Genomic DNA, 22,138 nt, shown 5'->3' with positions numbered 1-22,138 from the left:
TCACTGCCATCTTGCCACCGTGATGCGGTCGGAAGGCAGCCCGGTGAGGGCGGCCACCGCCTCCGTCACCGCCAGCCGCACCTCCGCGCCGCCGCCGCCCTGGCACACCACCAGGGCCCCCCGGTAGGTGGGATACGTCCTGCGCACCACCACCGTCTCGTCCCCGCCGGAGCCATCCACCAACACGGTCTCCGAGCGCCGGGAGTAGTCCTCCGGCGCGGCGGTGTCCCCGCTGTAGCTCAGCTGCGTGTCCTGGGCCAGCTGCCGCTCCCCGTCGGAGTCCACCGTCAGCATCACCTTCACCTGCCCCACGCCGCTCATGGCGCCCAGGATCTCCTCCATCTCCTGCTGGATCTGCCGCACGTCCCCGCCGCTCCGGTCCTCCTCCCCGCGTTTGGGGGAGGGGGCCTCCTGTCCGCCGATCCCCGGCCACAGCAGCAGCCCCGCGCCGATCAGCGCCACCAGCGCCGCGTATTTGTACCTGTCCCATATCTTTCGCGCTCCTTTAGTTTTTTCCGTCATGCCAAACCTGCCTCTCCGCCGGGATCCCCAGCTCCTCCGCGATCCAGTCCGCCAGGCCCTGGGAATAGGGGCCCCTCAGCTCCGCCGAGGCCGGGATGGGCGTCCCCGCTTCCAGCTCCGTCTCCACCCGGACCGTCACCGTGAGGCCCAGCGCGTCCGCTTTGTCCGATATATATGCCGCGGTCCGCTCCGCTATGATCTCCGCCAGCTCTTCTTTCCCGGCCTCGGCCAGGTCCTCCGCCCGCGCCCCGATGGCCTCGCCGTAGCCGGAGGGGTCCAGCCGCAGCCGTCCCAGGTCCGTCCGGAGCGCCGGCTGGAGCAGCGCCGCCAGCAGCACCAGCCCTCCGGTGAAGCCGGCGATCTTCCGGAGGGTCCCCTCCGGGACCAGGGACTGGACCACGGTCAAGATCAGGGCCACCGCCGCGATGGAGGTGACCCAGCCCCGCACCGCCGCGATCATGGCGTCACCGCCGCCACGGAGGACAGCACGGACACCAGCAGCAGCAGCGCGCAGCTCCCCGTCATGCCCAGCACCAGCCCGAAGGCCCCGCCCAGGCCGTCGATGAGCTTACAAAGCTCCGGCGCGCCCACCGCCGCCGCCAGGAAGGCGGACAGCTTGTACAGCAGGTACTGCACCCCCAGCTGCAAAAAGGGGTACGCGCAGGCCGCCAGGATCGCCAGCATCCCGAAGACGCCGATCGTGTTCTTCAGCATCCCCGCCCCGGCCAGGACCGTCTCCGTGGCCTCGGCGATGATGCCCCCCACCACCGGCACCGCGCCGGAGACGGCGGCCTTCGCCACCTTCACCGCCGCGCCGTCCGCCGCGCCGGCCACGACCCGCACCGTGGAGAGGTAGACCGTGAAGAGCAGCAGCGAGGAGGTCAAGATCCACGTGATGACCTTCTTCAGCGCCTCGGCCACGGCCCCCAGCCGGTCCCCCGGCAGACAGCCGGCGGCGGTCAGGGCCCCGATGTACAGATAGACCATCGGGATCAGGAGGCCGTCGATGAGCTCCATCAAAAGGTCCGCCAGGAAGACGGTGGTCACCTGCTGGAACGTGGCGGTGCTCACCGCGCCGGAGGCCGCCGTGGCCGCCGCCAGGGTCGGGAGCAGGGCCTTGGAGAAGACGTTCAGCTCCCGGATGGTCTCCGCGCCCAGGCCGATGAGGTCCTCCAGGCTCCCCGCCGTCAGCAGGGTGACCGCCAGCGCCCCGGCCATGGGCAGGAAGGACGCTCCCTCCCCGGTCCCCCGGGCGAAGCCGTCCACCGCGCCGCAGGCCACCGCCACCAGCAGGATCGACGCCGCGCCCCGCAGGCGCTGCCGCAGGACCCCCTGGACCTCCGCCGTCAGGCGCTCCAGGATGCCCGCCAGCCCCTGGGAGAAGCCCGCCGGGCCGGAAAGGTCGCCGGCCTCCAGGACGCGCTCCGCCGCCTCCGGCAGGGCGTCCGTCAGGTCCTCCGGCAGCTCCGCCGCCCGGGCCTCCCCCGTCAGCAGCAGCAGGAACAGCAGGACCGATATCATCCATCGTCTCATCGCATCAGCTCCATCAACAGCGACAGCACCGCCTGGAGCAGCGGCAGCGCGGCGATCAGGGCGCACACCGCCCCCGCCGTCTCCACCACCGAGGACAGGGCCGACTCCCCGGCGTCCCGGCAGAGGCTGCCCCCCAGCTTCACCACCAGGGCGATGCCGACGGTCTTGTACAGGGGGACGAACAGCTCCCGGGACAGCCCGCTCTCTTCCACCAGCCGGCCCAGGAACTCCATCAGGGCCTCCAGGCTCCCCGCCAGGGACAGCAGGACCACCGCCGCGGCCCCCAGGGTCAGCAGCAGGGCGGACTCCGGGCTCCCCCGCCGGACCACCACGGCCAGCAGCGCGGCGACGACGCACAGCACCGCCGCCTGGATCGACAGCTCCACGGCTAAAAGTCGAAGAGGACCTTGATGAGCTCGAAGAGGTCGCTGATCTCCTGCACCATCATCATGAGCACCACCACCAGCCCCGCCAGCGTCGTCATCATGGCCTGCTCCTCCCGGCCGGAGCGGACCAGCAGCTGGTTCAGCACCGCCACCAGGATGCCGATGGCAGCGATCTTGAAAATCAGATCCACATCCATGCTCTCGTCCCTCAAATCAATAAGATCGTCAGCAGCGCCGAGGCGGAGAACCACAGCGCCGCCGCCCGTTTCTCCCTCTCGGGACGCTCCCGCTCCGCCTGCTCGGCGCTCTTCGCCAGCGTATAGGCGACATGGGATATCGCTTTACAGACCTTCTCCTCGTCGCCCTGCAGGTCCTGGCCGAGGGCCGAGACGGCGGACTTGTCCCCTTCGTTCAAAGACAACGCCTCCGCCCGCTCCCGCCAGGCCCGCGGGAGGTCCTCCCCCCGCGCCGCGGCCTCGGAGACGGCGGCGAAGAAGGCCCCGGCCTCCGTCCCCCGGCCCGCCGCCAGCGCGCGCAGCAGCGCCGGCATGGGCGTCCGGGCCATGCGGATCTCCTCCCCCATCCGGCGGAAGGCCGTCTGGAAGTCGGACAGCGTGTCCCTCTCCCGGCGGCGCTCCGCCGCCTGGAGGTACCAGGCCAGAGCGCCGCCCGCCGCGATGCACAGGCTCCCCAGCAGCTTCAGCATGGCAGTCCCTCCAGCTCATAGCACCGTCCGCCCTCGTCCCGCGATATGCGCACCGCCAGGCGGAAGACCTGCCCCTCCAGGAGCTCCCGGTACAGGGGCTTGCGCAGGAGCTCCAGCACGTCGGCGGCGTGGATCGTCGCCAGCAATCCCACCCCGCAGCCCGCCGCCAGGCTCATGGCCGTCAGATCCTCCCGGACGGTGATCTCGTCCACGGCGACGATCTGGGGATCCATGGCCCGGAGCACGATGGGGATCCCCAGCGCCTTCGGGCAGGCGTCCAGTACGTCGGTGTGGGGCCCCACGTCCATCTGGGGCTCCCCCCGGTGGACCACCGCCACCTCCCCCCGCTCGTCGATGAGGGAGATCCGCTGAGGCGGATGCCCCGGCCCGCCCTCCGAGAGGCAGCGGACCAGGTCCCGCAGGAGCGTCGTCTTGCCGCCTCCCGGCGGCGACAGGAGCAGGGTGCTGACGAAGCCGCCGTTTTGGAACAGCTTCGGGGCGATGTCCCGGGCGATCCCCTTCCGCTCCCGCGCGATGCGGATCGCGGCGGAGGACAGGTCCTTCAGGTTCGTGTTCACGCCGTCCTTCATCACCGCCGTGCCGCACAGCCCCACCCGGAAGCCGCCCCGGACGGGCAGGAAGCCCTCCCGGATGGTCTCCGCGGCGGCGTAGCGGGAGAACTCCGTGGCGATGTCGCACAGGGTCTCCAGATCCTCCGGCTCTACCAGCGCCTCCAGCGGCAGCTCCCCCGCGGGGAGCAGGACGGACAAGGGCCGCCCCGCCCGGAGACGGATCTCCTCCGCCGCGGCCTTCTCCCCGTCGGAGAGGACCGACGCCGCCTTCCGCAGGCGGCTGGGCAGGATGGCGGCGGCCTGGTCATAGCGGCTGACCCGTTCGTCTTTTTGCAAGGGAGGTCCCCCCTTCCTTTCGTTACTCCACTCTATGAGGGCCCGTCCCACTCTATGACCGTCTGTCCAAAAATTTTTATGGAAAGCGCGCTTGACATCTTGCCCGGGACGTGGTATCCTCGTGATGGAAAGCAGGCTTTCCATCGCCCTTGAGAGGAGGTCGTCCATGAAAAACCGGCTGGAGGAGCTGCGGAAGGCCCGAGGGCTCCGGCAGGAGGAGCTGGCGGACGCGCTGGCGGTCTCCCGGCAGACCATCGGGTCCTTGGAGAACGGGCGGTACAACCCGTCCATCCTGCTGGCGTTCAAGCTGTCCCGGTACTTCGGGGTGGCGATCGAAGAGATCTTTCTTTACGAGGAGGAGCCGTCATGAAGAAGAAAAAGACGCTGTACGTTGGCTTCATCGTCGTGGGTCTGTTCCTGGCCGCTGCGTCGCTGCTTTTGAGGGGGACGGTCCCCGACAGCGCGGGCAGCACGCTGATGGGCTCCGGCAGCGGCATGGCCGCCATCGGGCTGACACAGCTGCTGATGCTGCACCTGGACCAGAAGGACCCGGCCCAGGCCCGGAAGAAGGAGATCGAGGAGACCGACGAGCGGAACGTGGCCATCCGCCGCCGGGCCAAGGCCCTGTCCGGAGACGTGCTGCAATGGGCCGTCATCGCAGCGGCGTGGGTGTCTCTGGGCTTCGACGCGCCTCTTTGGGTGACCCTGGCGGCGATCGTGACCTTTGTCGCGAAAAGCGCGCTGGAGGTCTATCTGGTGGTGCGGTATCAGCGGGAGATGTGAGGGAAGCGCCTGTCGAACGACAGGCGCTTCCCTCAGCGGTCAAAAGGAAGGAGGGCTCCCGCCCTCCTTCCCCGGTCACCGGACATAGGCCCGGTGGAACACCTTCTTGCCTTTTTTGATGATGACGCCCTCCCCCTGGAAGTCCGCCTGATCGAAGGCGGCGGCGATGTCCGTGACCTTCCGGTCGCCCACCATCATGCCCCCCTGCTGGATCAGCCGCCGGGCCTCCCCGTTGGAGGGGCACAGACCGCAGGCCACCAGCAGCGCGACGGCCCCGATCTTCCCGTCCTCGAACTTCGCGGCGGGCAGCTCCGTAGAGGGCATGTGCTCCGTGGAGCCGCTCCCCGCGAAGAGGCCCCGGGCGGTCTCCTGGGCCTTCTCCGCCTCCTCCCCGCCGTGGACCAGCTTGGTCAGCTCGTAAGCCAGGATCTCCTTGGCCCGGTTCAGCTGGCTGCCCTCCCAGCGGTCCATCTCGTCGATCTGCTCCAGGGGCAGGAAGGTCAGCATCCGGATGCACTTCAGCACGTCCGCGTCGCCCACGTTCCGCCAATACTGGTAGAACTCGAAGGGGCTGGTCTTGTTGGGGTCCAGCCAGACCGCGCCCTTGGCGGTCTTGCCCATCTTCTTGCCCTCGGAGTTCATCAGCAGGGTGATGGTCATGGCGTAGGCGTCCTTGCCCAGCTTCCGGCGGATCAGCTCCGTGCCGCCCAGCATGTTGCTCCACTGGTCGTCCCCGCCGAACTGCATGTTGCAGCCCAGGGTCTGGAACATATGGTAGAAGTCATAGGACTGCATGATCATATAGTTGAACTCCAGGAAGCTCAGGCCCTTCTCCATCCGCTGCTTGTAACACTCCGCCCGGAGCATGTTGTTCACGGAGAAGCACGCGCCCACTTCCCGCAGCAGCTCGATATAGTTCAGCTCCATCAGCCACTCGGCGTTGTTCACCATGATGGCCTTGTCCGGACCGAACTCGATGAAGCGCTCCATCTGCTTTTTGAAGCAGTCGCAGTTGTGCTGGATGGTCTCGGGGGTCATCATCTGCCGCATGTCCGTCCGGCCGGAGGGGTCGCCCACCATGCCGGTGCCGCCGCCGATCAGGGCGATGGGCCGGTTCCCCGCCATCTGCAGCCGCTTCATCAGGCACAGGGCCATGAAGTGGCCCACATGGAGGCTGTCCGCCGTGGGGTCGAAGCCGATGTAGAACACGGCCTTGCCGCCGTCCACCAGCTCCCGGATCTCCTCCTCGTCCGTGACTTGGGCGATCAGGCCCCGGGCCTTCAGTTCTTCGTAGATCTGCATGTCTCATTCTCCTTTTGATGTGTTTTTCGGAACGAAAAACGCCCCCGTCCCGATGGGGACAGAGGGCGAAAAGCATTTCCGCGGTACCACCTCTGGTTCACGCCGTCCTCACGGGCGGACGCCTCATGCCGTGCCGGCACACGGCGGCGCGGTAACGGGCGCACCCGGTGCGCGCCTACTGGGGATCTCCCTCCCGTTCGGGCGCCAGCTCCAAGGGGTATTCGCCGTCCGCCTCCCGCTCCCTTCCACCAGCCGGGAGCTCTCTTGAGGGGGGATCGTGACGGGTACTGGTCCTTTTCATCACTGTAATGAGTATTCTAGCAGATGCGGACGGGATCGTCAATACGGACCGCCGGAAAACATCCCCCGCTCCCCGGGGAGCCGCGCCGCCATGGGGAAGATCTCCCGGCCCGGGGGACAGCAGGCCCCGCCGCTGCATGCGGCGGGGCCCTCCCCTATCTCCAGGGTCAGTCCAGCGGCTTCATCGTGGGGAACAAGATCACGTCCCGGATGCTGTCCGCTCCGGTCAGCAGCATGACGCAGCGGTCGATGCCCATGCCCATGCCGCCGGTAGGGGGCATGCCGTACTCCAGGGCGGTGAGGAAATCCTCGTCCAGCATCTCCGTCTCGTCGTCGCCCCGGTCCCGGAGCTCCGCCTGCTTCTCGAAGCGGCGGCGCTGGTCGATGGGATCGTTCAGCTCCGAATAGGCGTTGGCCAGCTCACTGCAGCAGATGAACAGCTCGAAGCGCTCCGTCAGGCGGGGGTCCTTGGGGCTCCGCTTGGTCAGCGGGGAGACCTCCACCGGATACATGGTGATGAAGGTGGGCTGGATCAGCTTCCCCTCCACCTTCTGGTCGAAACAGGCATACAGGGCATTGCCCCAGGTCTTGTCCGCCGTGTCCGCCAGCTCCACGCCGATGGCCTTGGCGGCGGCCACGGCCCCAGCGTCGTCGGAGACGGCGCCGAAGTCCACCCCCGCGTACTCCCGCACGGCGTCGATCATGGTCAGCCGCCGCCAGCCGGGGGACAGGTCGATCTGCTGGCCCAGCCACTCCACCTGATAAGTCCCCAGGATCTCCTTGGCCGCGCCGGAGAGGATGCCCTCCGCCACGTCCATCATGCCGTGGAAGTCCGTGTACGCCTGATACAGCTCCACGGTGGTGAACTCCGGGTTATGCTTGGGATCCATGCCCTCGTTGCGGAAGATGCGGCCGATCTCGTACACCCGGTCCATGCCGCCCACGATCAGCCGCTTCAGCGGCAGCTCCGTGGCGATGCGCATGTACATATCGATGTCCAGCGTGTTGTGGTGGGTGACGAAGGGCCGGGCCGCCGCGCCGCCCGCCAGGGTGTTCAGCACGGGGGTCTCCACCTCGATATAGCCCCGCTCGTCCAGGTAGCGGCGCATGGACTGGATGAACCGGGAGCGGATCTGGAAGTTCCGCTTCACGTCCGGGTCCATCATCAGATCCACATACCGCTGGCGGTAACGGAGCTCCTTGTCCCGGAGGCCGTGGAACTTCTCCGGCAGGGGCAGCAGGGACTTGCTCAGCAGGGTGATGTTTTTCGCCCGGACGCTCATCTCCCCCCGCTGGGTGCGGAAGACCTCGCCGTCCACGCCGACGATGTCGCCGATGTCGAACTTCTTGAACTTCTTATAGACCGCCTCGTCCATCTCGTCCTGCCGGGCGTAGAGCTGGATGCGGCCGTCCCGGTCCTGGAGGTCGCAGAAGCTCACCTTGCCCATGCCCCGCTTGCTCATGAGGCGGCCCGCCACCTTGACGGGCCTGCCCTCCATGGCGTCGAAGTCGTCCTTGATCTGACGGGACGTGGCGTCCCAATCGAACCGGGTCCGCTGGAAGGGGTCCTCCCCCGCCGCCTGGAGCTCCGCCAGCTTCTCCCGGCGGACCTTCGTCTGCTGGCTCAGATCCTGCTCGGGCTGCTGGTCCTTCATTCGTTCAGCCATGCTCTCTCTCCTTATCGTAAGCATTCCGCCGCCGCTCCGGCCGAGGGCCCGGGCGCTCTCCCGGCCGCTCCCCCGGAGGGGGAGCGGCTCAGCGCTCGATCTTCAAAACGGTGTAGCGGATGTTCCCCCTGGGCGCCTCCACGGTGACGGCATCCCCTTCCTTCGCGCCGATCAGGGCCTTGCCGAAGGGGGATTCCTCCGAGATGATGCCGTGCATGGGGTCGGACTCCTGAGAGCCCACGATGGTGTAGACCGGCAGGGCCTTCCCGTCCGCCCCGGCCACCGTCACCTTGCAGCCGATCGCCACCACGTCCGTGCTGCTGCTCTCGTCCACGATGACCGCATGCTGCAAGATCTCCTCCACCTCGGCGATGTGGGAATACAGCTTGCCCTGCTCGTTCTTGGCCTCGTCGTATTCGCTGTTCTCGCTCAGATCGCCGAAGCCCCGGGCGACCTTGATCTGCTCCGCCACCTCGTCGGAACGGGTGGTCTTGAGGTAATTCAGTTCCTCCTGCAGCTCGTCATAGCGAGCCTGACTCATCTTATACCCTTTTGCCATGTTCGGTAGTCCCTTCCTTCGATATGCTTCACGCCGGAGGGTCCCCCCTGCGGCGTGATTTCACAAATCGATATTATATAGAAGGACCCTCCGAATGTCAAGCCTCCCGGCCGGGTCATTTTATCCGCCCAGGGCGATCTGCTCCCGCTTGAGGGCCCCCGCCTCCCGGAGGACCGCCAGCAGCTGGCCCCGGTCCACGCCCGGAGGGACCGCCTCCTCCATGCCCGGCGGCAGGGCCAGGGGCGGCAGGGCCTGCTCCTCGTCGTAGAGCCGCAGGGCCACGGGGTTCGCCAAAGAGAGGTCCGGCCGCCGATCGAAGAGGACCAGCGCCTCCGCCCCCTCCAGCTGCTCCCGGTCCGGCCCCAGCAGCAGCGACACCCCGTACTCCCGCCGCAGCTGGCGGCACAGCTCCTCCCCGCCGTAGGGCAGGTCCAGCAGCACATAGCGGTGCCGGAGGGCCAGCTCCGTCACCGTGCGGACCACCTCCCCCGTCAGCGCCGCCGCCGTCACGGCCACCCGGGCCCCGGCCGCCGTCCGGCCCTCCGCCCCCAGCCCCGACCAGACCCAATCCGCCGCCAGGGCCCGCCGGAGGGCCAGGGTGCTGACCGGCCGCAGGCCGCACCGTGCCAGCTGCTCCTTGTAAGGGAACTCCTCCGGCAGGACCACCTGCGCCACGCCGCGCTTGCGCAGCTTCTTCCCCGCCGCCAGCACCCGGCGGCGGGTCACCGCCTGATGGAGGCCCTTCACGATCCCCGCCTGTAAAAACCGCATCCGGAGGACGATCCGCTCCTCCAAACGGACGCTCCGCTGTCCGCGTCCGGGCTCCGCCCATGCCAAGTAACCAACCATAAAAACACTACCTCCCGCCCCATGATATGGGGCGGGAGGCTGGATCATGCCGACCCGGACAGCGTATATCCGGTCAGATACCCCTTGGCCAGGGGATCGACGATCGCGTCGTTCTCCTTGATCTCGAAATGGAGGTGGGGCCCCGTGGAGTTGCCGGTGGAGCCGGTGATCCCCAGGACGTCGCCCTGCCGCACCGACTGGCCCACGCTGACCTTCCGGCTGCTCATATGGGCGTAGAGCGTGGTGTTGCCGCTGCCGTGGTAGAGGACCACGTAATTCCCGTAGGACTTGGAATACTCGGAGATCAGGACCGTCCCCGCTTTGGCGGCGTAGATGGTGCTGTCGTAGCCCACCCGGCCGATGTCGGTGCCCTTGTGGTTGGTGGACCCGATGCCGCCGGGAGAGGCCCGGCCGCCCACGGTGGAGGTGATGTAATGGCTGCTCACCGGCCAGATGTACCCGCCGGGATTGGAGGCGGGGGCAGACTGTCCCGCCGCGGCCCGGCGGGCCGCTTCCTCCTCCGCCATCTTCCGGGTCAGTTCCTTGATGCGGGACTGGACCGCCTCCTCCTCGTCGGACAGGTCATCCAGGGCATCCTCCTGCGCCTGCTGCTGCTGGCGCAGCTTCGCGACCAGGGCGTTGGCGGCGTCCCGCTGGGCGGCGAGGTCCCGCTTCTTCCCCTCCAGCTCCGCCTTCGCCGCCTCCGACGCGGCCTTCTGCCCCTCCAGCTCCGCCTTCTTCCCGGCGGTGAGGGCCTGGAGCTCCTTCAGATTGCTGATGACCCGCTGGTCATACTCCATGATCTCATTGATGATGTCCAGCCGGCCCAGGAGGTCCGAGAAGCTGTCCGCCCGGAACAGCACGGACCAGTACTCCACCTTCCCCTGCTCCTCCATGGCCCGGACGCGCTTGCAAAAAAGCTCGTACTGCGCCGCTTCCCGGGCCTCGGCGTCCGCCAGCTCCGCCTCCGTCTGGACGATCAGATCCGCGTAGACGGCGATCTCCTCTTCCTTGTTGGCGATCTCGCCCTCCGTCAGGCCGATCTGGCTGTCCAGGAGGCGCTTGCGCTCCATGGTGGTGCTGATGTCCGTGGACAGCTTGTCGATCTGGGCCTGGATGTCCTTCTTCTCCTGGGCGATGTCCTTGGCGTCGCTCTTCAGCGCGTCGATGTCCGCCTGGGTCACCGCCGCGGCGGGCGTGGGCAGGGAGCCCAGCGTCAGCAGCAGCGCCAGCGCCAAAAGCGGCAGGGACCGGCAGAGCCATCCGAACCTTCGCTTATCCCGCATGCCGTCCTCCTCAGACCTGTAAGTATTTCCGGATGGCGGAGAGGCTCCCCCCCACGCCGATCAAGATCCCCGCCCCCGCGAAGGAGGCCGCCACCGGCGCCCACAGCTCCCGGAAGGGGATCACGTCGATGAGCTGCAGGACGTCGCTGGTGCTCACGCCCTTCGCCACCGCCTCGTAAAGGCCCCACTGCATCAAAAAGGCGATGGCCGCCCCCAGGAAGCCCAGCAGGGACCCCTCATAGACGAAGGGCCAGCGGATGAAGCCGTTGGTCGCGCCCACCATCCGCATGATGGCGATCTCCTCCCGCCGGTCGAAGGTGGTGAGGCGGATCGTGTTGGAGATGATGAACACCGACACCAGGAACAAGATGGCGATCAGCGCGATGCACACCACCGTCGCCACGTTCCGGATGGTGATGAAGCCCTCCGCCACCGCCTCGGAGGCGTTGGCGTGGGCGATGCCGTCCACGGCCTCCACGGCCTCCTTGGTCTTGGAGATCTGCTCCAGGTCCAGGACCCGTATGGAGAACCGGTCCCGCAGGATCTGCGGGTCCAGGTCCTTGAACATGTCCTCGTCCGGGTAGTCCTCCAGGAAGCTCTCCATGGCCTCCTGCCGGCTGATGAACGCGGCAGACTCCACGTTGGGGATGGCCTCCAGCCGGCTCTGCAGGCCCTGGGGATCCGGATGGTCCTCCTCCACGAAGGCCAGCATCTCGTTCTCCTGCTCCAGGTCCTCCAAGAGCCCGTTCGCGTTCACCGCCACCAGGGTGAAGGTCCCCATGATCAGCAGGCAGGCCACGGTGATGCCGATGGCGGCGAAGCTCATGAAGCCGTGGCTGAACATATTGGAGAAGCCCTCATGGACGAAGTATCCGAAATTGTGCTTACCCATGGATGTGTCCTCCCACATAGCCGCCGACGCTGTCGTTGATCACCCGGCCGGAATCGATCGTGACCACCCGCTTGCCGAAGCGGTCCACCAGGTCCTTCTCATGGGTCACCACCACCATGGTGGTGCCCAGCTCATTGATCTTCACCAGAAGGTCCATCAGCTCCAGGGACCGCTCCGGATCGAGGTTGCCGGTGGGCTCGTCGGCGATGATGGTGGCCGGGTTGTTCACCAGGGCCCGGGCGATGGCCACCCGCTGCTGCTCTCCGCCGGAGAGCTCGTCCGGATAGCTGTGGGCCTTCTTCTCCAGGCCCACCAGCTGCAGGACGTAGGGGATGCGCTTGCGGCTCTCCTTGACGGAGGCCCCCACCGCCCGCATGACGAAGGCCAGGTTGTCGTAGACCGTCTTCTTCTCGATCAGGCGGAAGTCCTGGAAGATGACCCCCAGGGTCCGGCGCATCAGGGGGATCTGCCGCTCGGAGATGTTCCGGGTGGAGAAGCCGTTGACCCGGACACGGCCCGCGCTGGGCTCCACCTCGCCGGTGAGCAGCTTGATGATGGTGGACTTGCCGGAGCCGGAGGGGCCCACCAGGAAGACGAACTCGCCGGGGTCGATCCGCAGGGAGATCCCCTGGATCGCCCGGGTCCCGTTGTCGTATTCCATCTCCACGTCCTTCAATTCGATGAGGGCGCTTTCTGATCCTACCATAGAGGCACCTCCAATTGGTGTCGGAAAATGGGGGCCGCGTGACGCAGTCGACACGATCCACGCGCTATTGTAGCATGAACCGCGCTCCCCGTCAATGCGGAGCGTCGCCAAAGGCATGAAACTATCGCAGTAGTCTCTCCGTCCAGTCTACCATGGCCCGGCCCGGCCTGTCAAGCCCCGCCGGGGGCGGCGGACGGATCCCCGCCGCCCCTGCCCCGGGACATCCTGCACGCGCCCTCCCGCCCCGCCGGGGAGGCCCCGCGCCTGTCGACGAGCGGAGCGGCGGAACTCCGTCCGCCGCTCCCGCTGTTTTTAAGAATCGATCCCCCGGGAGGTCAGGTACTTCTTGACCATCAGGGCCACCTTGAAGGTGATGGCGTCGTCGAACTCCCGCAGGTCCAGGCCGGTGAGCTTCTTGATCTTCTCCAGCCGGTAGACCAGGGTGTTCCGGTGGACGAAGAGCTTCCGGGCCGTCTCGGAGACGTTCAGGTTGTTCTCGAAGAAGCGGTGGATGGTGAAGAGGGTCTCCTTGTCCAGCGCGTCGATGGGGTTCTTCTTGAACACCTCCTGGAGGAACATCTCGCAAAGGGTCGTGGGCAGCTGGTAGATCAGGCGGCCGATGCCCAGGTTCTCGTAGTTGATGACATATTTCTCCGTGTCGAAGACCTTGCCCACGTCGATGGAGATCTGGGCCTCCTTATAGGACTTGGCCAGGTCCCGCAGATGGGTGGCGATCGTGCCGATGCCCACCACCACGGTGCTCTCCGTGCCGGAGCGCAGGCTCTCCTCGATGGAAGAGGCGATCTTGTTCAGCTCCCGGAAGCCCGCTCCCTCGGGCATCTGCCGGACCAGGACCACGTCGCCGTCGCCGATGTTGAGGACGAAGTCGTTCTGCCGGTCGGGGAACATGGCCTGGACCACGTCGGTGGGGACGGACTCCCCCTTCTTCAGCGCCCGGACCACGAAGACGCCCCGGGCCACGTCGGCGGTGACCCGCAGCTCCTTGGCCCGCATGTAGATATCGCCCAGCATGATGTTGTCGGAGATGATGTCCTTGATGAAGGAGCCGCGGTCATGCTTCTCCTCGTAGTAGGCTTTGGCGGCGTTCAGGGCCACCGTCGCCACGGAGCACACCGCCTTGCTGACGTCGTTCTCCCCAAAGGCGAAGGCCGCGTAATCGAATTGGTTCCCCCAGCCGTTGAGCGCCTTGAACGTCTTGCCGTCGGAGGAGATCAGCGCGCCGGCGGCGTTGTTCACTACCGGGACGTACTCGGTCCAGCGCTGCCCGATGAGGGAGAGCTCGCTGCACGCGATCACCACACCTTCCCCATCGATGACCCCGATCGTGCGGTCCGTGTTCTCCTTTAGCTGCAATACCACATTTTGATAGATCCTTCCAGACATGGCCGTCCTCCTCACCTAAAATACCGGGGAAGTATTGATACCACTTTTCAAACAAGTCTATTATATCGTCAACTTCACCAAATTGCAAGATGTTTTTTCTTTTTTCAACAAAAAACTCTGTCTCTTTTTGGTAAGTATTCGGGCTTTTTCTCAGAACTATACAAGGGCGCGGAGCCCATCGATCTCCTCCTCGGTCAAAAAGCGGAAAGCGCCCCGGCGGAGCCCCCGGTCCAGGGGCAATGCCCCCATCTGTATCCGCTCCAGATACAGCACCGCCTTCCCCCGGGAGGCCAGCATCCGCTTCACCTGATGGAACTTCCCCTCCCGCAGGGTGACATGGGCCTCGCTCTCCTCCCCTGCCGAGAGGATCTCCAGCTCCGCGGGGAGGCAGGTCAGCCCATCCTCCAAAGACAGCCCGGCGGCGAAGGCCCGGCAGTCCTCCTCCGTCAAACGGCCCGCCGTCCTGGCATAGTATATCTTGTCCACGTGCCGCTTCGGCGACAGCAGGGCGTGGGCCAGCGGCCCCTCGTCCGTCAGCAGCAGCAGGCCCTCGGTATCCTTGTCCAGGCGGCCCACCGGGAACAGCCCCAGCCTTTGGAGGTCCCGGGGCAGCAGGTCCAGGACGGTCTCCCCCCGCCCGTCCTCCGTGGCGGAGAGGACCCCGGCGGGCTTGTTCATCATGATCCAGGTGTGCCGGCGCCAGCCCAGGGGGGCGCCGCCCACGGCGATCTCCGCCGTCTCCGGGTCGAACTTCTCCTCCACCGAGCGGACGACGGCGCCCCCCACCGTCACCTGCCCCCGGCGGGCCAGCTCCTTCACCTCCCGCCGGGACCACCTCCCGGTGGAGGCCACGATCTTATCCAGCCGCTGTTTCCCCATAGATCCTTCCCCTTCCTCCGTCCAGACCGACGATCGCTCATCCCATCTTATCATATTCCACCGGGGAAATGAATAAGGAACTGTCAGGAGGGATCGACATGTTGATTTGGACCGCAAAATTCTCCCGAAAGAGAGCCGCCGCCGCCATCGTCCTCATGGGCGTGGTCATGGCGGTGCTGATCGTCCTGGTGGGCCGGGCGCCGGAGGAGCCGGAGACGCCCCTGCCGAAGCTGACGACCAATGAAGAACGGACCGCCTATCTCCGATCCCTGGGCTGGGAGGTGGAGCCGGAGCCCATCGAGACGCTGCAGTTCCTGCTGCCCGCCAAGCTGGAGGAGCCCTATCTCTCGTACAACGAGCTCCAGCTCGGCCAGGGCTTCGACCTGAGCCGCTGCTGCGGCAAGCAGGTGGCCCGGTACACCTACGCCGTCTCCAACTACCCGGGCCAGGCCGAGGGCGTCCAGGCCAACCTTTACATCTGTGAGGAGGCTCCGGCCGCCGGGGACGTCTGCTCCTCCGGGGCCAACGGCTTCCAGCTCCCGCTGGTCCAGGCGGAGGGCTGAGCAAAAAAGGACTGCCGCAGGAGCGGCAGTCCTTTTCGCGCAGGATGGATCACTCAGCGATGTCGGTGACAGCGCCGGAGCCAACGGTGCGGCCGCCCTCGCGGATAGCGAAGCGGAGGCCCTTCTCGATGGCGATGGGGGTGATCAGCTCCACGCTCATCTCGACGTTATCGCCGGGCATGCACATCTCGGTGCCCTCGGGCAGGGAGATGACGCCGGTGACGTCGGTGGTGCGGAAGTAGAACTGAGGACGATAGTTGTTGAAGAAGGGGGTGTGGCGGCCGCCCTCGTCCTTGGACAGGACGTAGACCTGGCCCTTGAACTTGGTATGGGGGTTGATGGACTTGGGCTTCGCCAGGACCTGGCCGCGCTCGATGCCGTTGCGGTCGATGCCGCGGAGCAGGACGCCGATGTTGTCGCCGGCCTCAGCGAAGTCCAGCAGCTTGTGGAACATCTCGATGCCGGTGACGACGGTCTTCTTGGTCTCCTCCGCCAGGCCGACGATCTCGACTTCCTCGCTCAGCTTCAGCTGGCCGCGCTCCACACGGCCGGTAGCGACGGTGCCGCGGCCGGAGATGGTGAACACGTCCTCGACGGGCATGAGGAAGGGCAGGGAGTCGTCGCGGGGAGGCGTGGGGATATAGTCGTCCACCGCGTCCATCAGCTCCTTGATGCAGGCGTACTCGGGGGCGTTGGGATCGGTGGAGTCGGAGACCAGGGCGTTCAGGGCGGAGCCCTTGATGATGGGCAGGTCGTCGCCGGGGAACTCGTAGGTGCTCAGCAGCTCACGGACTTCCATCTCCACCAGCTCCAGCAGCTCCTCGTCGTCCACCTGGTCGCACTTGTTCAGGAACACGACGATGGCGGGCACGCCCACCTGGCGGGCCAGCAGGATGTGCTCACGGGTCTGGGCCATGGGGCCGTCGGTGGCGGCGATGACCAGGATGGCGCCGTCCATCTGCGCAGCGCCGGTGATCATGTTCTTGATATAGTCGGCGTGGCCCGGGCAGTCGACGTGGGCATAGTGCCGCTTCTCGGTCTCATACTCGACGTGGGCGGTGTTGATCGTGATGCCGCGGGCCTTCTCCTCGGGGGCCTTGTCGATGCTGTCATAGGCCTCGAACTCAGCCTTGCCCTGGTAGGACAGCCACTTGGTGATGGCGGCGGTCAGGGTGGTCTTGCCGTGGTCGACGTGGCCGATGGTGCCGATGTTCACATGGGGTTTCGTGCGCTCGAATTTCTGCTTGGCCATTTGTAATGTCCTCCTAATTCATTTTAAGATCCAACTGCGGCGGTACGAACGTATCCTGTACCGCCTATTCTACCGTATATCGTCTGGAAAATCAATCCCTTTCCCGCCACTTTTCTCCAAAGGGAGGGACGGCAGGATCCGCCAGGCCCCGCGGCCCGGCGCCGGACCGCAGCAGCGGCTCAGCCGCCGCTCTTGACCCGGGTCTCCACGATCTTCTCCCGGATGTTCTTCGGGATCTCGATATAGTGGCTGGGCTCCATGGTGTACTGGCCGCGGCCCTGGGTGCGGGAGCGCAGGTCCGTGGCGTAGCCGAACATCTCGGCCAGAGGCACATGGGCGTCGATCTGCTGGGCGCCGGGACGGGCCTCCAGCTGGATGATCTGGCCACGGCGGCTGTTCAGATCGCCGATGACATCGCCCATATATTCGTCGGGGACGATGACGGAGACCTTCATGATGGGCTCCAGCAGCGTGGCGTCCGCCTTGCGGCAGGCGTCCTTGAACGCCATGGAACCGGCGATCTTGAAGGCCATCTCCGAAGAGTCGACCTCGTGATAGGAGCCGTCGTACAGGGTGACCTTCACGTCCACCACGGGGAAGCCGGCCACGACGCCGGCGTTCATGGCGCCCTGGATGCCCGCGTCGACGGCGGGGATATACTCCTTGGGCACCGCGCCGCCCACGATCGCGTTGACGAACTCATAGCCCTTGCCGGACTCGTTGGGCTCCACGCGGATCTTGACGTGGCCGTACTGGCCCTTGCCGCCGGACTGGCGGGCGTACTTGGTGTCCTGCTCCACCGTCTTCTTGATGGTCTCCTTATAGGCGACCTGGGGAGCGCCCACGTTGGCCTCCACCTTGAACTCCCGGAGCAGGCGGTCGACGATGATCTCCAGATGGAGCTCGCCCATGCCGGCGATGATGGTCTGGCCCGTCTCCTCGTCGGTATAGGTCTTGAAGGTGGGGTCCTCCTCGGCCAGCTTGATGAGGCCGATGGTCATCTTCTCCTGGCCCGCCTTGGTCTTGGGCTCGATGGCCACGCGGATGACGGGCTCGGGGAACTCCATGGACTCCAGGATGATGGGGGCCTTCTCGTCGCAGAGGGTATCGCCGGTGGTGGTGTGCTTCAGTCCCACGGCGGCCTCGATATCGCCGGAGTAGACCTCCTCGATGTCCTCGCGGTGGTTGGCGTGCATCTGCAGGATGCGGCCGATCCGCTCCTTGACGTTCTTCGTGCTGTTCAGCACGGTGGACCCGGTGGTGAGGTGGCCGGAGTAGACCCGGAAGAAGCTCAGGCGGCCCACATAGGGGTCGGTCATGATCTTGAAGGCCAGGGCGGAGAAGGGCGCGTCGTCGTCGGAGGGGCGCTCGTCCTCCTCGTCGGTCTTGGGGTTCACGCCCTTGATGGCGGGGACGTCCGTCGGGGCGGGCATGAAGTCCACGATGGCGTCCAGCATCTTCTGCACGCCCTTGTTCTTATAGGACGTGCCGCAGGTGACGGGGACCATCTCGTTGGCGATGGTGGCCTTGCGGATGGCGGCCCGGATCTTCTCCTGGGGGACCTCCTGGCCGTCCAGATACATCTCCATGATCTCCTCGTCGTACATGGAGACGGCGTCCATCAGCTTCTCGCGGTACTCGTTGGCCAGGTCCAGCATGTCGGCGGGGATCTCCTCCACGCGCATGTCCTTGCCCAGATCGTCATAGTAGACGTCCGCGTCCATCTCGATCAGATCGACGATGCCCTTGAAGGTATCCTCGCTGCCGATGGGGAGCTGGATGGGCACGGCGTTGCACTTCAGGCGGTCTTCCACCATGTGGAGGACGTTGTAGAAGTCGGCGCCCATGATGTCCATCTTGTTGACGTAGATCATCCGGGGGACCTTGTAGTGGTCGGCCTGACGCCAGACGGTCTCGGACTGGGGCTCCACGCCGCCCTTGGCGCACATGACGGTCACGCTGCCGTCCAGCACGCGCAGGGAGCGCTCCACCTCCACGGTGAAGTCCACGTGGCCCGGGGTGTCGATGATGTTGATCCGGGTCTGGGGGAACTGGTTCTTGGTGCCCGTCCAGTAGCAGGTGGTGGCGGCGGAGGTGATGGTGATGCCGCGCTCCTGCTCCTGGGCCATCCAGTCCATGGTGGCGGTACCGTCGTGGGTCTCGCCGATCTTATAGTTCACGCCGGTGTAGAACAAGATCCGCTCGGTGGTGGTCGTCTTGCCCGCGTCGATGTGAGCCATAATGCCGATGTTCCTGGTGTTTTCAAGCGATGTTTTTCTCGGCATACCTGTTTTCTCCTAACTTACCAGCGGAAATGCGCGAACGCCTTGTTGGCCTCGGCCTGCTTGTGCATGTCCTCGCGCTTCTTCACGGCCGCGCCGGTGTTGTCCGCCGCGTCCATGATCTCGCCGGCAAGGCGCTCCGCCATGGTGCGCTCGCTCCGGGCGCGGGAATACGCGGTCAGCCACCGCAGCCCCAGCGTGGTGCGCCGGGCGGGACGGACCTCCATGGGGACCTGATAGTTGGCGCCGCCCACGCGGCGGGCCTTGACCTCCAGGCTGGGCATGATGTTGTCCATGGCCTGGGTGAACACCTCGACGGGGTCTTTCCCGGTCTTCTCCTTGATCTGGTCGAAGGCACTGTAGACCACCTTCTGCGCCACGCCCTTCTTGCCGTCCAGCATCACGTTGTTGACCAGACGGGTCACCAGCACGGAGCCGTACATGGGATCGGGCAGGATCTCTCTTTTGGGAACATTACCTCTTCTGGGCACTATGCTTCCCTCCTTCATAATGATTCTATGATCTCATAGGTACTCGAAAGGCGTCTTCCAGCCTTCCGTGGATGCCTCTGCCGAAGGGCAACGCCCGCGCGCCGCCGCCCGGAGGGGGGACGGACGCGTTCGATCTATATGAAACCTGTTCGGCAAAGTGATTCGTTCAGAGCGTCCCGCTCACTTGGACTTGGGCCGCTTGGCGCCGTACTTGGAACGGCTCTGCATCCGGCCGGACACGCCCTGGGTATCCAGAGTGCCGCGGATGATGTGGTAGCGGACGCCGGGGAGGTCCTTGACACGGCCGCCGCGGATCATGACCACGGAGTGCTCCTGCAGGGAGTGGCCCACGCCGGGGATATAGGCGGTGACCTCGTAGCCGTTGGTCAGGCGCACACGGGCGATCTTACGCAGAGCGGAGTTGGGCTTCTTGGGGGTCGCGGTCCTCACGGCGGTGCAGACGCCTCTCTTCTGGGGAGAGGGCTGATTGGTGGTCTTGGTCTTCAGGGTGTTCAGACCGAACTGCAGCGCGGGAGAAGTGGACTTGTAAGAAGCCTGTTCCCTTCCTTTACGGACCAGCTGGTTGAAAGTAGGCATCGGATTTCTCCTTTCTTTCATATTTTTACATTTTATTTTTTACAGAAAGCCGGTGGGCTATTCCGAAAAAACCAAAAATATCTTGGACGGCGCTCACGGGACGAGGTCCACGGCCACGGCGGCACCCACGGCGATGCCGCTCTCCCGGCCCAGCTGGACCATGGTCCGCCCGCCCTCCACGGGGACGCCGGCGGCGGCGCACTCGGCGGCGAGGGCCTCGATGATGGCGGGATCGGCGTCGTCGGCCAGATAGGCCCGGCGGGCCCGTCCCTCCCGGATGGCCTTGCGGGACTGCTTCACGCCCACGACCCGCTTCCCAGCCTCCATAGGAAAGACCCCCTGCCCCCTCGCTGCGCGGCGGGAAGCCGTTCCCGCTGAGGAACGCGCAGCAAAATCTACGGACTCCAGTCCGCGCAAGTAGGGATTATACCATGACCTGGGCCAGCCGTCAAGCAGTTTTGGCAAAAAAGATCGCGATCTTCCTGTTTTTCCATAGATCCCCCTCCCCTCCCCCGGCGGGAGGGGATCTCGTACCGCATGAGCGGGCGCCGGCGGGCGCGCTGCCCCGCGCGGCCGCTCATAGGGCGCCCGGGACGCCGCGTCTCCGGGGGTGGCGCCCCTCCGGCGGACGGCCGCACGGACCGGCCGGTTCACAGGAACGGCGGCCTCAAAAAGCCGGCCGCCGCCAGGACCGCGAAGTGGGCGGGGTAAAAGGCGTAGCAGGCATACTGGAAGCCCTTCCCCGCCTCCCCCTTCTCCCCGTCGTCCAGGAGGGCGATCAGCATCCCAAAGTAATTGCCCAGCACGTTCAGCAGGCAGTTGCGCAGGACCATGACCTGCTCCGGCGTGCCCAGGCTCCGGACCGCCCACAGGACCAGTCCCCGGCGGGCCAGCAGGACGGCGGGGATATAGAGCAGGGCCTTTTGCAGCCGGGGACGGTCCCGGGCGATGTGATAGGCCCAGGCCAGGATGATATAGCCCTGTCCGCCCTCCATATCCAGCTCCATGGCCAGCCAGGTGGCCGCGGCCACCGCCAGGGGGCTCAGGAAGGCCAGTCCCCGGCGTCCCAGCTCCTCGTGGACCGCCAGGACGCACAGGGCCAGCGCCAGTGTGGACAGGATGTTCAGGCTGACGTCCCGCCAGTCCCCCTCGATGCCGAAGAGGCGGCTCTCCGCCAGGTCGAAGGCGATATAGGGAGCCTGGGCGACGGCCGCCGCCAAAAGGATGCGCCCCAGATAGCGGCGGACGTCGGAGGTATGCGCGAAGCCCTGCACGAGGCAGTAGATGAAGATGGGGGCCGCCAGACGGCCGATATACATTAAATATAAAGGGAAGCCGTCCAGCAGCCAGTCCGCGAGGCCGCCGCGGCCCGCCATCCACAGGGCGTCGGCCAGCGGGGCCAGCATCCGCTCCAGCGGGAAGATGCGGACCACATGGTCGAAGACCATGCAGCACATGGCGAAGATCTTCAGCTGTTTATAGTTCATCACGATATCCTCCTCGTCCCCGGCAAAAGCCGGTCTTTGGGAAGAGCATATCGGACATATCTTACGAACGGCTCGACAAAGACCTTACAGATCTCTTACATTTTTCAGTCTCCCGCGCCGCCCAGGGCCCCCGGGGGAGGCAAAGCGCCTTGACAAACGCCGGCAAAAAAGGTAGTATGGTGCAAGCTATCCCGACGAGGGAGGACACGGAGGAGAGGACCGCACATGGAAGAGGATCTGTTCGCGCCCCTGCCGGGGGAGGGGGTCATGCCCCACCGGCCGGACAAGGAGAGGACGGAAAAGCTGGGGCCCGAGATCATGGAGGGCGGCTCTCCGATCCTGTCCCGGGTCCAGGCCTCCCGGCCCAAGCATCTGGACGGCGGCAGGACCATCCTGCGGCCCAGCCTCCCCTACGACGACATCAGCAACATGATGAGCTGCTTCCTGGACCTGTACATCGGCGCGAGATACACCCCCGGCACCTCCCTCCCAGGCTGCGTCTGCCATGCCACAGTGCTCTCCGGCACGGTGAGCCTCACGGCGGAGGGCCGGACCTTCCAGCTCCTGGAGCGGGACGCCATCCGGTTCAAGGCGGACCAGCCCTATCACATCGAGAACATCTCTAGCGGCACCGGACGGATGCTGCTGGAATACCAATACCTGCGGGGACGCCCCTAGGGCCTGTCCGCAGCCGGCGGGACGCACGCCTCCCCGGCCTGTCCCCCTGCCGCGCCGGCGGCGTACGTCCGTACGCCCGCGGGCCCCTGCCCTGCATCCGGCCCTG

General features: G+C 66.0%; 26 protein-coding genes and 1 other annotated feature. Of the genes, 4 read left to right on the top strand and 22 right to left on the bottom strand.

Annotated elements, in window-relative coordinates:
• From QZ332_RS00355 to QZ332_RS00325, 7 genes are read right to left on the bottom strand one after another with little or no spacing between them, the layout of a single operon-like run.
• Nucleotides 1-522 carry a hypothetical protein gene (locus QZ332_RS00355; protein ID WP_295760973.1) on the bottom strand — a complete coding sequence of 174 codons (522 nt, stop codon included), beginning with the start codon at nucleotides 520-522 and terminating at the stop codon, nucleotides 1-3.
• Nucleotides 506-982, bottom strand: coding sequence for a stage III sporulation protein AF (locus QZ332_RS00350; protein WP_295760971.1), 477 nt, complete (start codon nucleotides 980-982; stop codon nucleotides 506-508). Before QZ332_RS00350 ends, QZ332_RS00355 begins: the two co-directional genes overlap by 17 nt.
• Complete coding sequence (locus QZ332_RS00345) at nucleotides 979-2,055, bottom strand: stage III sporulation protein AE (protein ID WP_295760969.1); 1,077 nt, start codon at nucleotides 2,053-2,055, stop codon at nucleotides 979-981. Before QZ332_RS00345 ends, QZ332_RS00350 begins: the two co-directional genes overlap by 4 nt.
• Nucleotides 2,052-2,441 carry a SpoIIIAC/SpoIIIAD family protein gene (locus QZ332_RS00340; protein ID WP_295760966.1) on the bottom strand — a complete coding sequence of 130 codons (390 nt, stop codon included), beginning with the start codon at nucleotides 2,439-2,441 and terminating at the stop codon, nucleotides 2,052-2,054. The genes QZ332_RS00345 and QZ332_RS00340 overlap by 4 nt, the downstream gene beginning before the upstream one ends.
• A 2-nt stretch (nucleotides 2,442-2,443) precedes the next feature.
• The gene (gene spoIIIAC, locus QZ332_RS00335) at nucleotides 2,444-2,638 is read right to left on the bottom strand and encodes a stage III sporulation protein AC (protein ID WP_295760964.1); all 195 of its coding nucleotides are present in this window, start codon (nucleotides 2,636-2,638) and stop codon (nucleotides 2,444-2,446) included.
• Nucleotides 2,639-2,649: 11 nt separating this feature from the next.
• On the bottom strand, nucleotides 2,650-3,147 hold the full coding sequence (locus tag QZ332_RS00330) for a stage III sporulation protein AB (protein ID WP_295760961.1): 498 nt from the start codon (nucleotides 3,145-3,147) through the stop codon (nucleotides 2,650-2,652).
• Entirely contained in the window at nucleotides 3,141-4,055 is a 915-nt protein-coding gene (locus QZ332_RS00325) for a stage III sporulation protein AA (protein ID WP_295760960.1), read from the bottom strand. Before QZ332_RS00325 ends, QZ332_RS00330 begins: the two co-directional genes overlap by 7 nt.
• A 166-nt stretch (nucleotides 4,056-4,221) precedes the next feature.
• On the opposite strand from QZ332_RS00325, the gene QZ332_RS00320 reads away from it, so the two are divergent.
• Nucleotides 4,222-4,425 carry a helix-turn-helix transcriptional regulator gene (locus QZ332_RS00320; RefSeq protein WP_295760958.1) on the top strand — a complete coding sequence of 68 codons (204 nt, stop codon included), beginning with the start codon at nucleotides 4,222-4,224 and terminating at the stop codon, nucleotides 4,423-4,425.
• A complete protein-coding gene (locus tag QZ332_RS00315) occupies nucleotides 4,422-4,838 on the top strand; it encodes a hypothetical protein (RefSeq protein ID WP_295760956.1) in 417 nt (138 codons plus the stop codon). The genes QZ332_RS00320 and QZ332_RS00315 overlap by 4 nt, the downstream gene beginning before the upstream one ends.
• A 75-nt stretch (nucleotides 4,839-4,913) precedes the next feature.
• On the opposite strand, the gene tyrS is transcribed toward QZ332_RS00315, so the two are convergent.
• From tyrS to QZ332_RS00270, 9 genes are all read right to left on the bottom strand, one after another.
• Nucleotides 4,914-6,140 (bottom strand): tyrosine--tRNA ligase, encoded by a 1,227-nt coding sequence (gene tyrS, locus QZ332_RS00310; protein WP_295760954.1) that lies wholly within the window; start codon nucleotides 6,138-6,140, stop codon nucleotides 4,914-4,916.
• Between the two features lie 58 nt (nucleotides 6,141-6,198).
• Nucleotides 6,199-6,450, bottom strand: a binding site (T-box leader).
• Between the two features lie 157 nt (nucleotides 6,451-6,607).
• Complete coding sequence (gene lysS / locus QZ332_RS00305; protein WP_295760952.1) at nucleotides 6,608-8,107, bottom strand: lysine--tRNA ligase; 1,500 nt, start codon at nucleotides 8,105-8,107, stop codon at nucleotides 6,608-6,610.
• Between the two features lie 88 nt (nucleotides 8,108-8,195).
• On the bottom strand, nucleotides 8,196-8,666 hold the full coding sequence (gene greA, locus QZ332_RS00300) for a transcription elongation factor GreA (protein ID WP_295760951.1): 471 nt from the start codon (nucleotides 8,664-8,666) through the stop codon (nucleotides 8,196-8,198).
• A 120-nt stretch (nucleotides 8,667-8,786) separates the two neighbouring features.
• Nucleotides 8,787-9,515: a hypothetical protein gene (locus QZ332_RS00295; RefSeq protein ID WP_295760949.1), complete on the bottom strand. Its 729-nt coding sequence runs from the start codon at nucleotides 9,513-9,515 to the stop codon at nucleotides 8,787-8,789.
• Nucleotides 9,516-9,559: 44 nt separating this feature from the next.
• Entirely contained in the window at nucleotides 9,560-10,801 is a 1,242-nt protein-coding gene (locus QZ332_RS00290) for a murein hydrolase activator EnvC (RefSeq protein WP_295760947.1), read from the bottom strand.
• A 10-nt stretch (nucleotides 10,802-10,811) separates the two neighbouring features.
• Entirely contained in the window at nucleotides 10,812-11,693 is an 882-nt protein-coding gene (gene ftsX / locus QZ332_RS00285; protein WP_295760946.1) for a permease-like cell division protein FtsX, read from the bottom strand.
• The gene (gene ftsE / locus QZ332_RS00280; protein WP_295760945.1) at nucleotides 11,686-12,399 is read right to left on the bottom strand and encodes a cell division ATP-binding protein FtsE; all 714 of its coding nucleotides are present in this window, start codon (nucleotides 12,397-12,399) and stop codon (nucleotides 11,686-11,688) included. The genes ftsX and ftsE overlap by 8 nt, the downstream gene beginning before the upstream one ends.
• A 312-nt stretch (nucleotides 12,400-12,711) precedes the next feature.
• A complete protein-coding gene (locus QZ332_RS00275) occupies nucleotides 12,712-13,803 on the bottom strand; it encodes a CdaR family transcriptional regulator (RefSeq protein ID WP_295760944.1) in 1,092 nt (363 codons plus the stop codon).
• Between the two features lie 156 nt (nucleotides 13,804-13,959).
• Nucleotides 13,960-14,682, bottom strand: coding sequence for a pseudouridine synthase (locus tag QZ332_RS00270; protein ID WP_295760943.1), 723 nt, complete (start codon nucleotides 14,680-14,682; stop codon nucleotides 13,960-13,962).
• 98 nt (nucleotides 14,683-14,780) lie between these two features.
• Between QZ332_RS00270 and QZ332_RS00265 the strand changes: the two genes are divergently transcribed.
• A complete protein-coding gene (locus QZ332_RS00265) occupies nucleotides 14,781-15,245 on the top strand; it encodes a DUF4830 domain-containing protein (RefSeq protein WP_295760942.1) in 465 nt (154 codons plus the stop codon).
• A gap of 49 nt (nucleotides 15,246-15,294) precedes the next feature.
• Here the strand turns inward: QZ332_RS00265 and tuf are convergent, their stop codons facing one another.
• The 6 genes from tuf to QZ332_RS00235 form a co-directional block, all read right to left on the bottom strand.
• Nucleotides 15,295-16,497 carry an elongation factor Tu gene (tuf, locus tag QZ332_RS00260; protein WP_295760941.1) on the bottom strand — a complete coding sequence of 401 codons (1,203 nt, stop codon included), beginning with the start codon at nucleotides 16,495-16,497 and terminating at the stop codon, nucleotides 15,295-15,297.
• A gap of 179 nt (nucleotides 16,498-16,676) precedes the next feature.
• Complete coding sequence (gene fusA / locus QZ332_RS00255; RefSeq protein ID WP_295760940.1) at nucleotides 16,677-18,782, bottom strand: elongation factor G; 2,106 nt, start codon at nucleotides 18,780-18,782, stop codon at nucleotides 16,677-16,679.
• 17 nt (nucleotides 18,783-18,799) lie between these two features.
• Nucleotides 18,800-19,270 carry a 30S ribosomal protein S7 gene (rpsG, locus tag QZ332_RS00250; RefSeq protein WP_295760939.1) on the bottom strand — a complete coding sequence of 157 codons (471 nt, stop codon included), beginning with the start codon at nucleotides 19,268-19,270 and terminating at the stop codon, nucleotides 18,800-18,802.
• A gap of 180 nt (nucleotides 19,271-19,450) precedes the next feature.
• Nucleotides 19,451-19,867 carry a 30S ribosomal protein S12 gene (rpsL, locus tag QZ332_RS00245; RefSeq protein ID WP_295760938.1) on the bottom strand — a complete coding sequence of 139 codons (417 nt, stop codon included), beginning with the start codon at nucleotides 19,865-19,867 and terminating at the stop codon, nucleotides 19,451-19,453.
• A gap of 93 nt (nucleotides 19,868-19,960) precedes the next feature.
• Nucleotides 19,961-20,194 (bottom strand): ribosomal L7Ae/L30e/S12e/Gadd45 family protein, encoded by a 234-nt coding sequence (locus QZ332_RS00240; RefSeq protein WP_295760937.1) that lies wholly within the window; start codon nucleotides 20,192-20,194, stop codon nucleotides 19,961-19,963.
• A 323-nt stretch (nucleotides 20,195-20,517) separates the two neighbouring features.
• Nucleotides 20,518-21,354, bottom strand: a complete 837-nt coding sequence (locus QZ332_RS00235) for a TraX family protein (RefSeq protein ID WP_295760936.1) — start codon at nucleotides 21,352-21,354, stop codon at nucleotides 20,518-20,520.
• Between the two features lie 225 nt (nucleotides 21,355-21,579).
• Here QZ332_RS00235 and QZ332_RS00230 point away from each other — a divergent pair, with 225 nt between their 5' ends.
• On the top strand, nucleotides 21,580-22,032 hold the full coding sequence (locus QZ332_RS00230; protein ID WP_295760935.1) for a cupin domain-containing protein: 453 nt from the start codon (nucleotides 21,580-21,582) through the stop codon (nucleotides 22,030-22,032).
• Nucleotides 22,033-22,138: the final 106 nt, after the last annotated feature.

This window comes from uncultured Oscillibacter sp., assembly GCF_910584465.1.
Taxonomy (GTDB): domain Bacteria; phylum Bacillota; class Clostridia; order Oscillospirales; family Oscillospiraceae; genus Oscillibacter.
The sequence above is the reverse complement of the archived record's forward strand: the minus strand, read 5'-3'. Positions and strand labels throughout refer to the sequence as shown.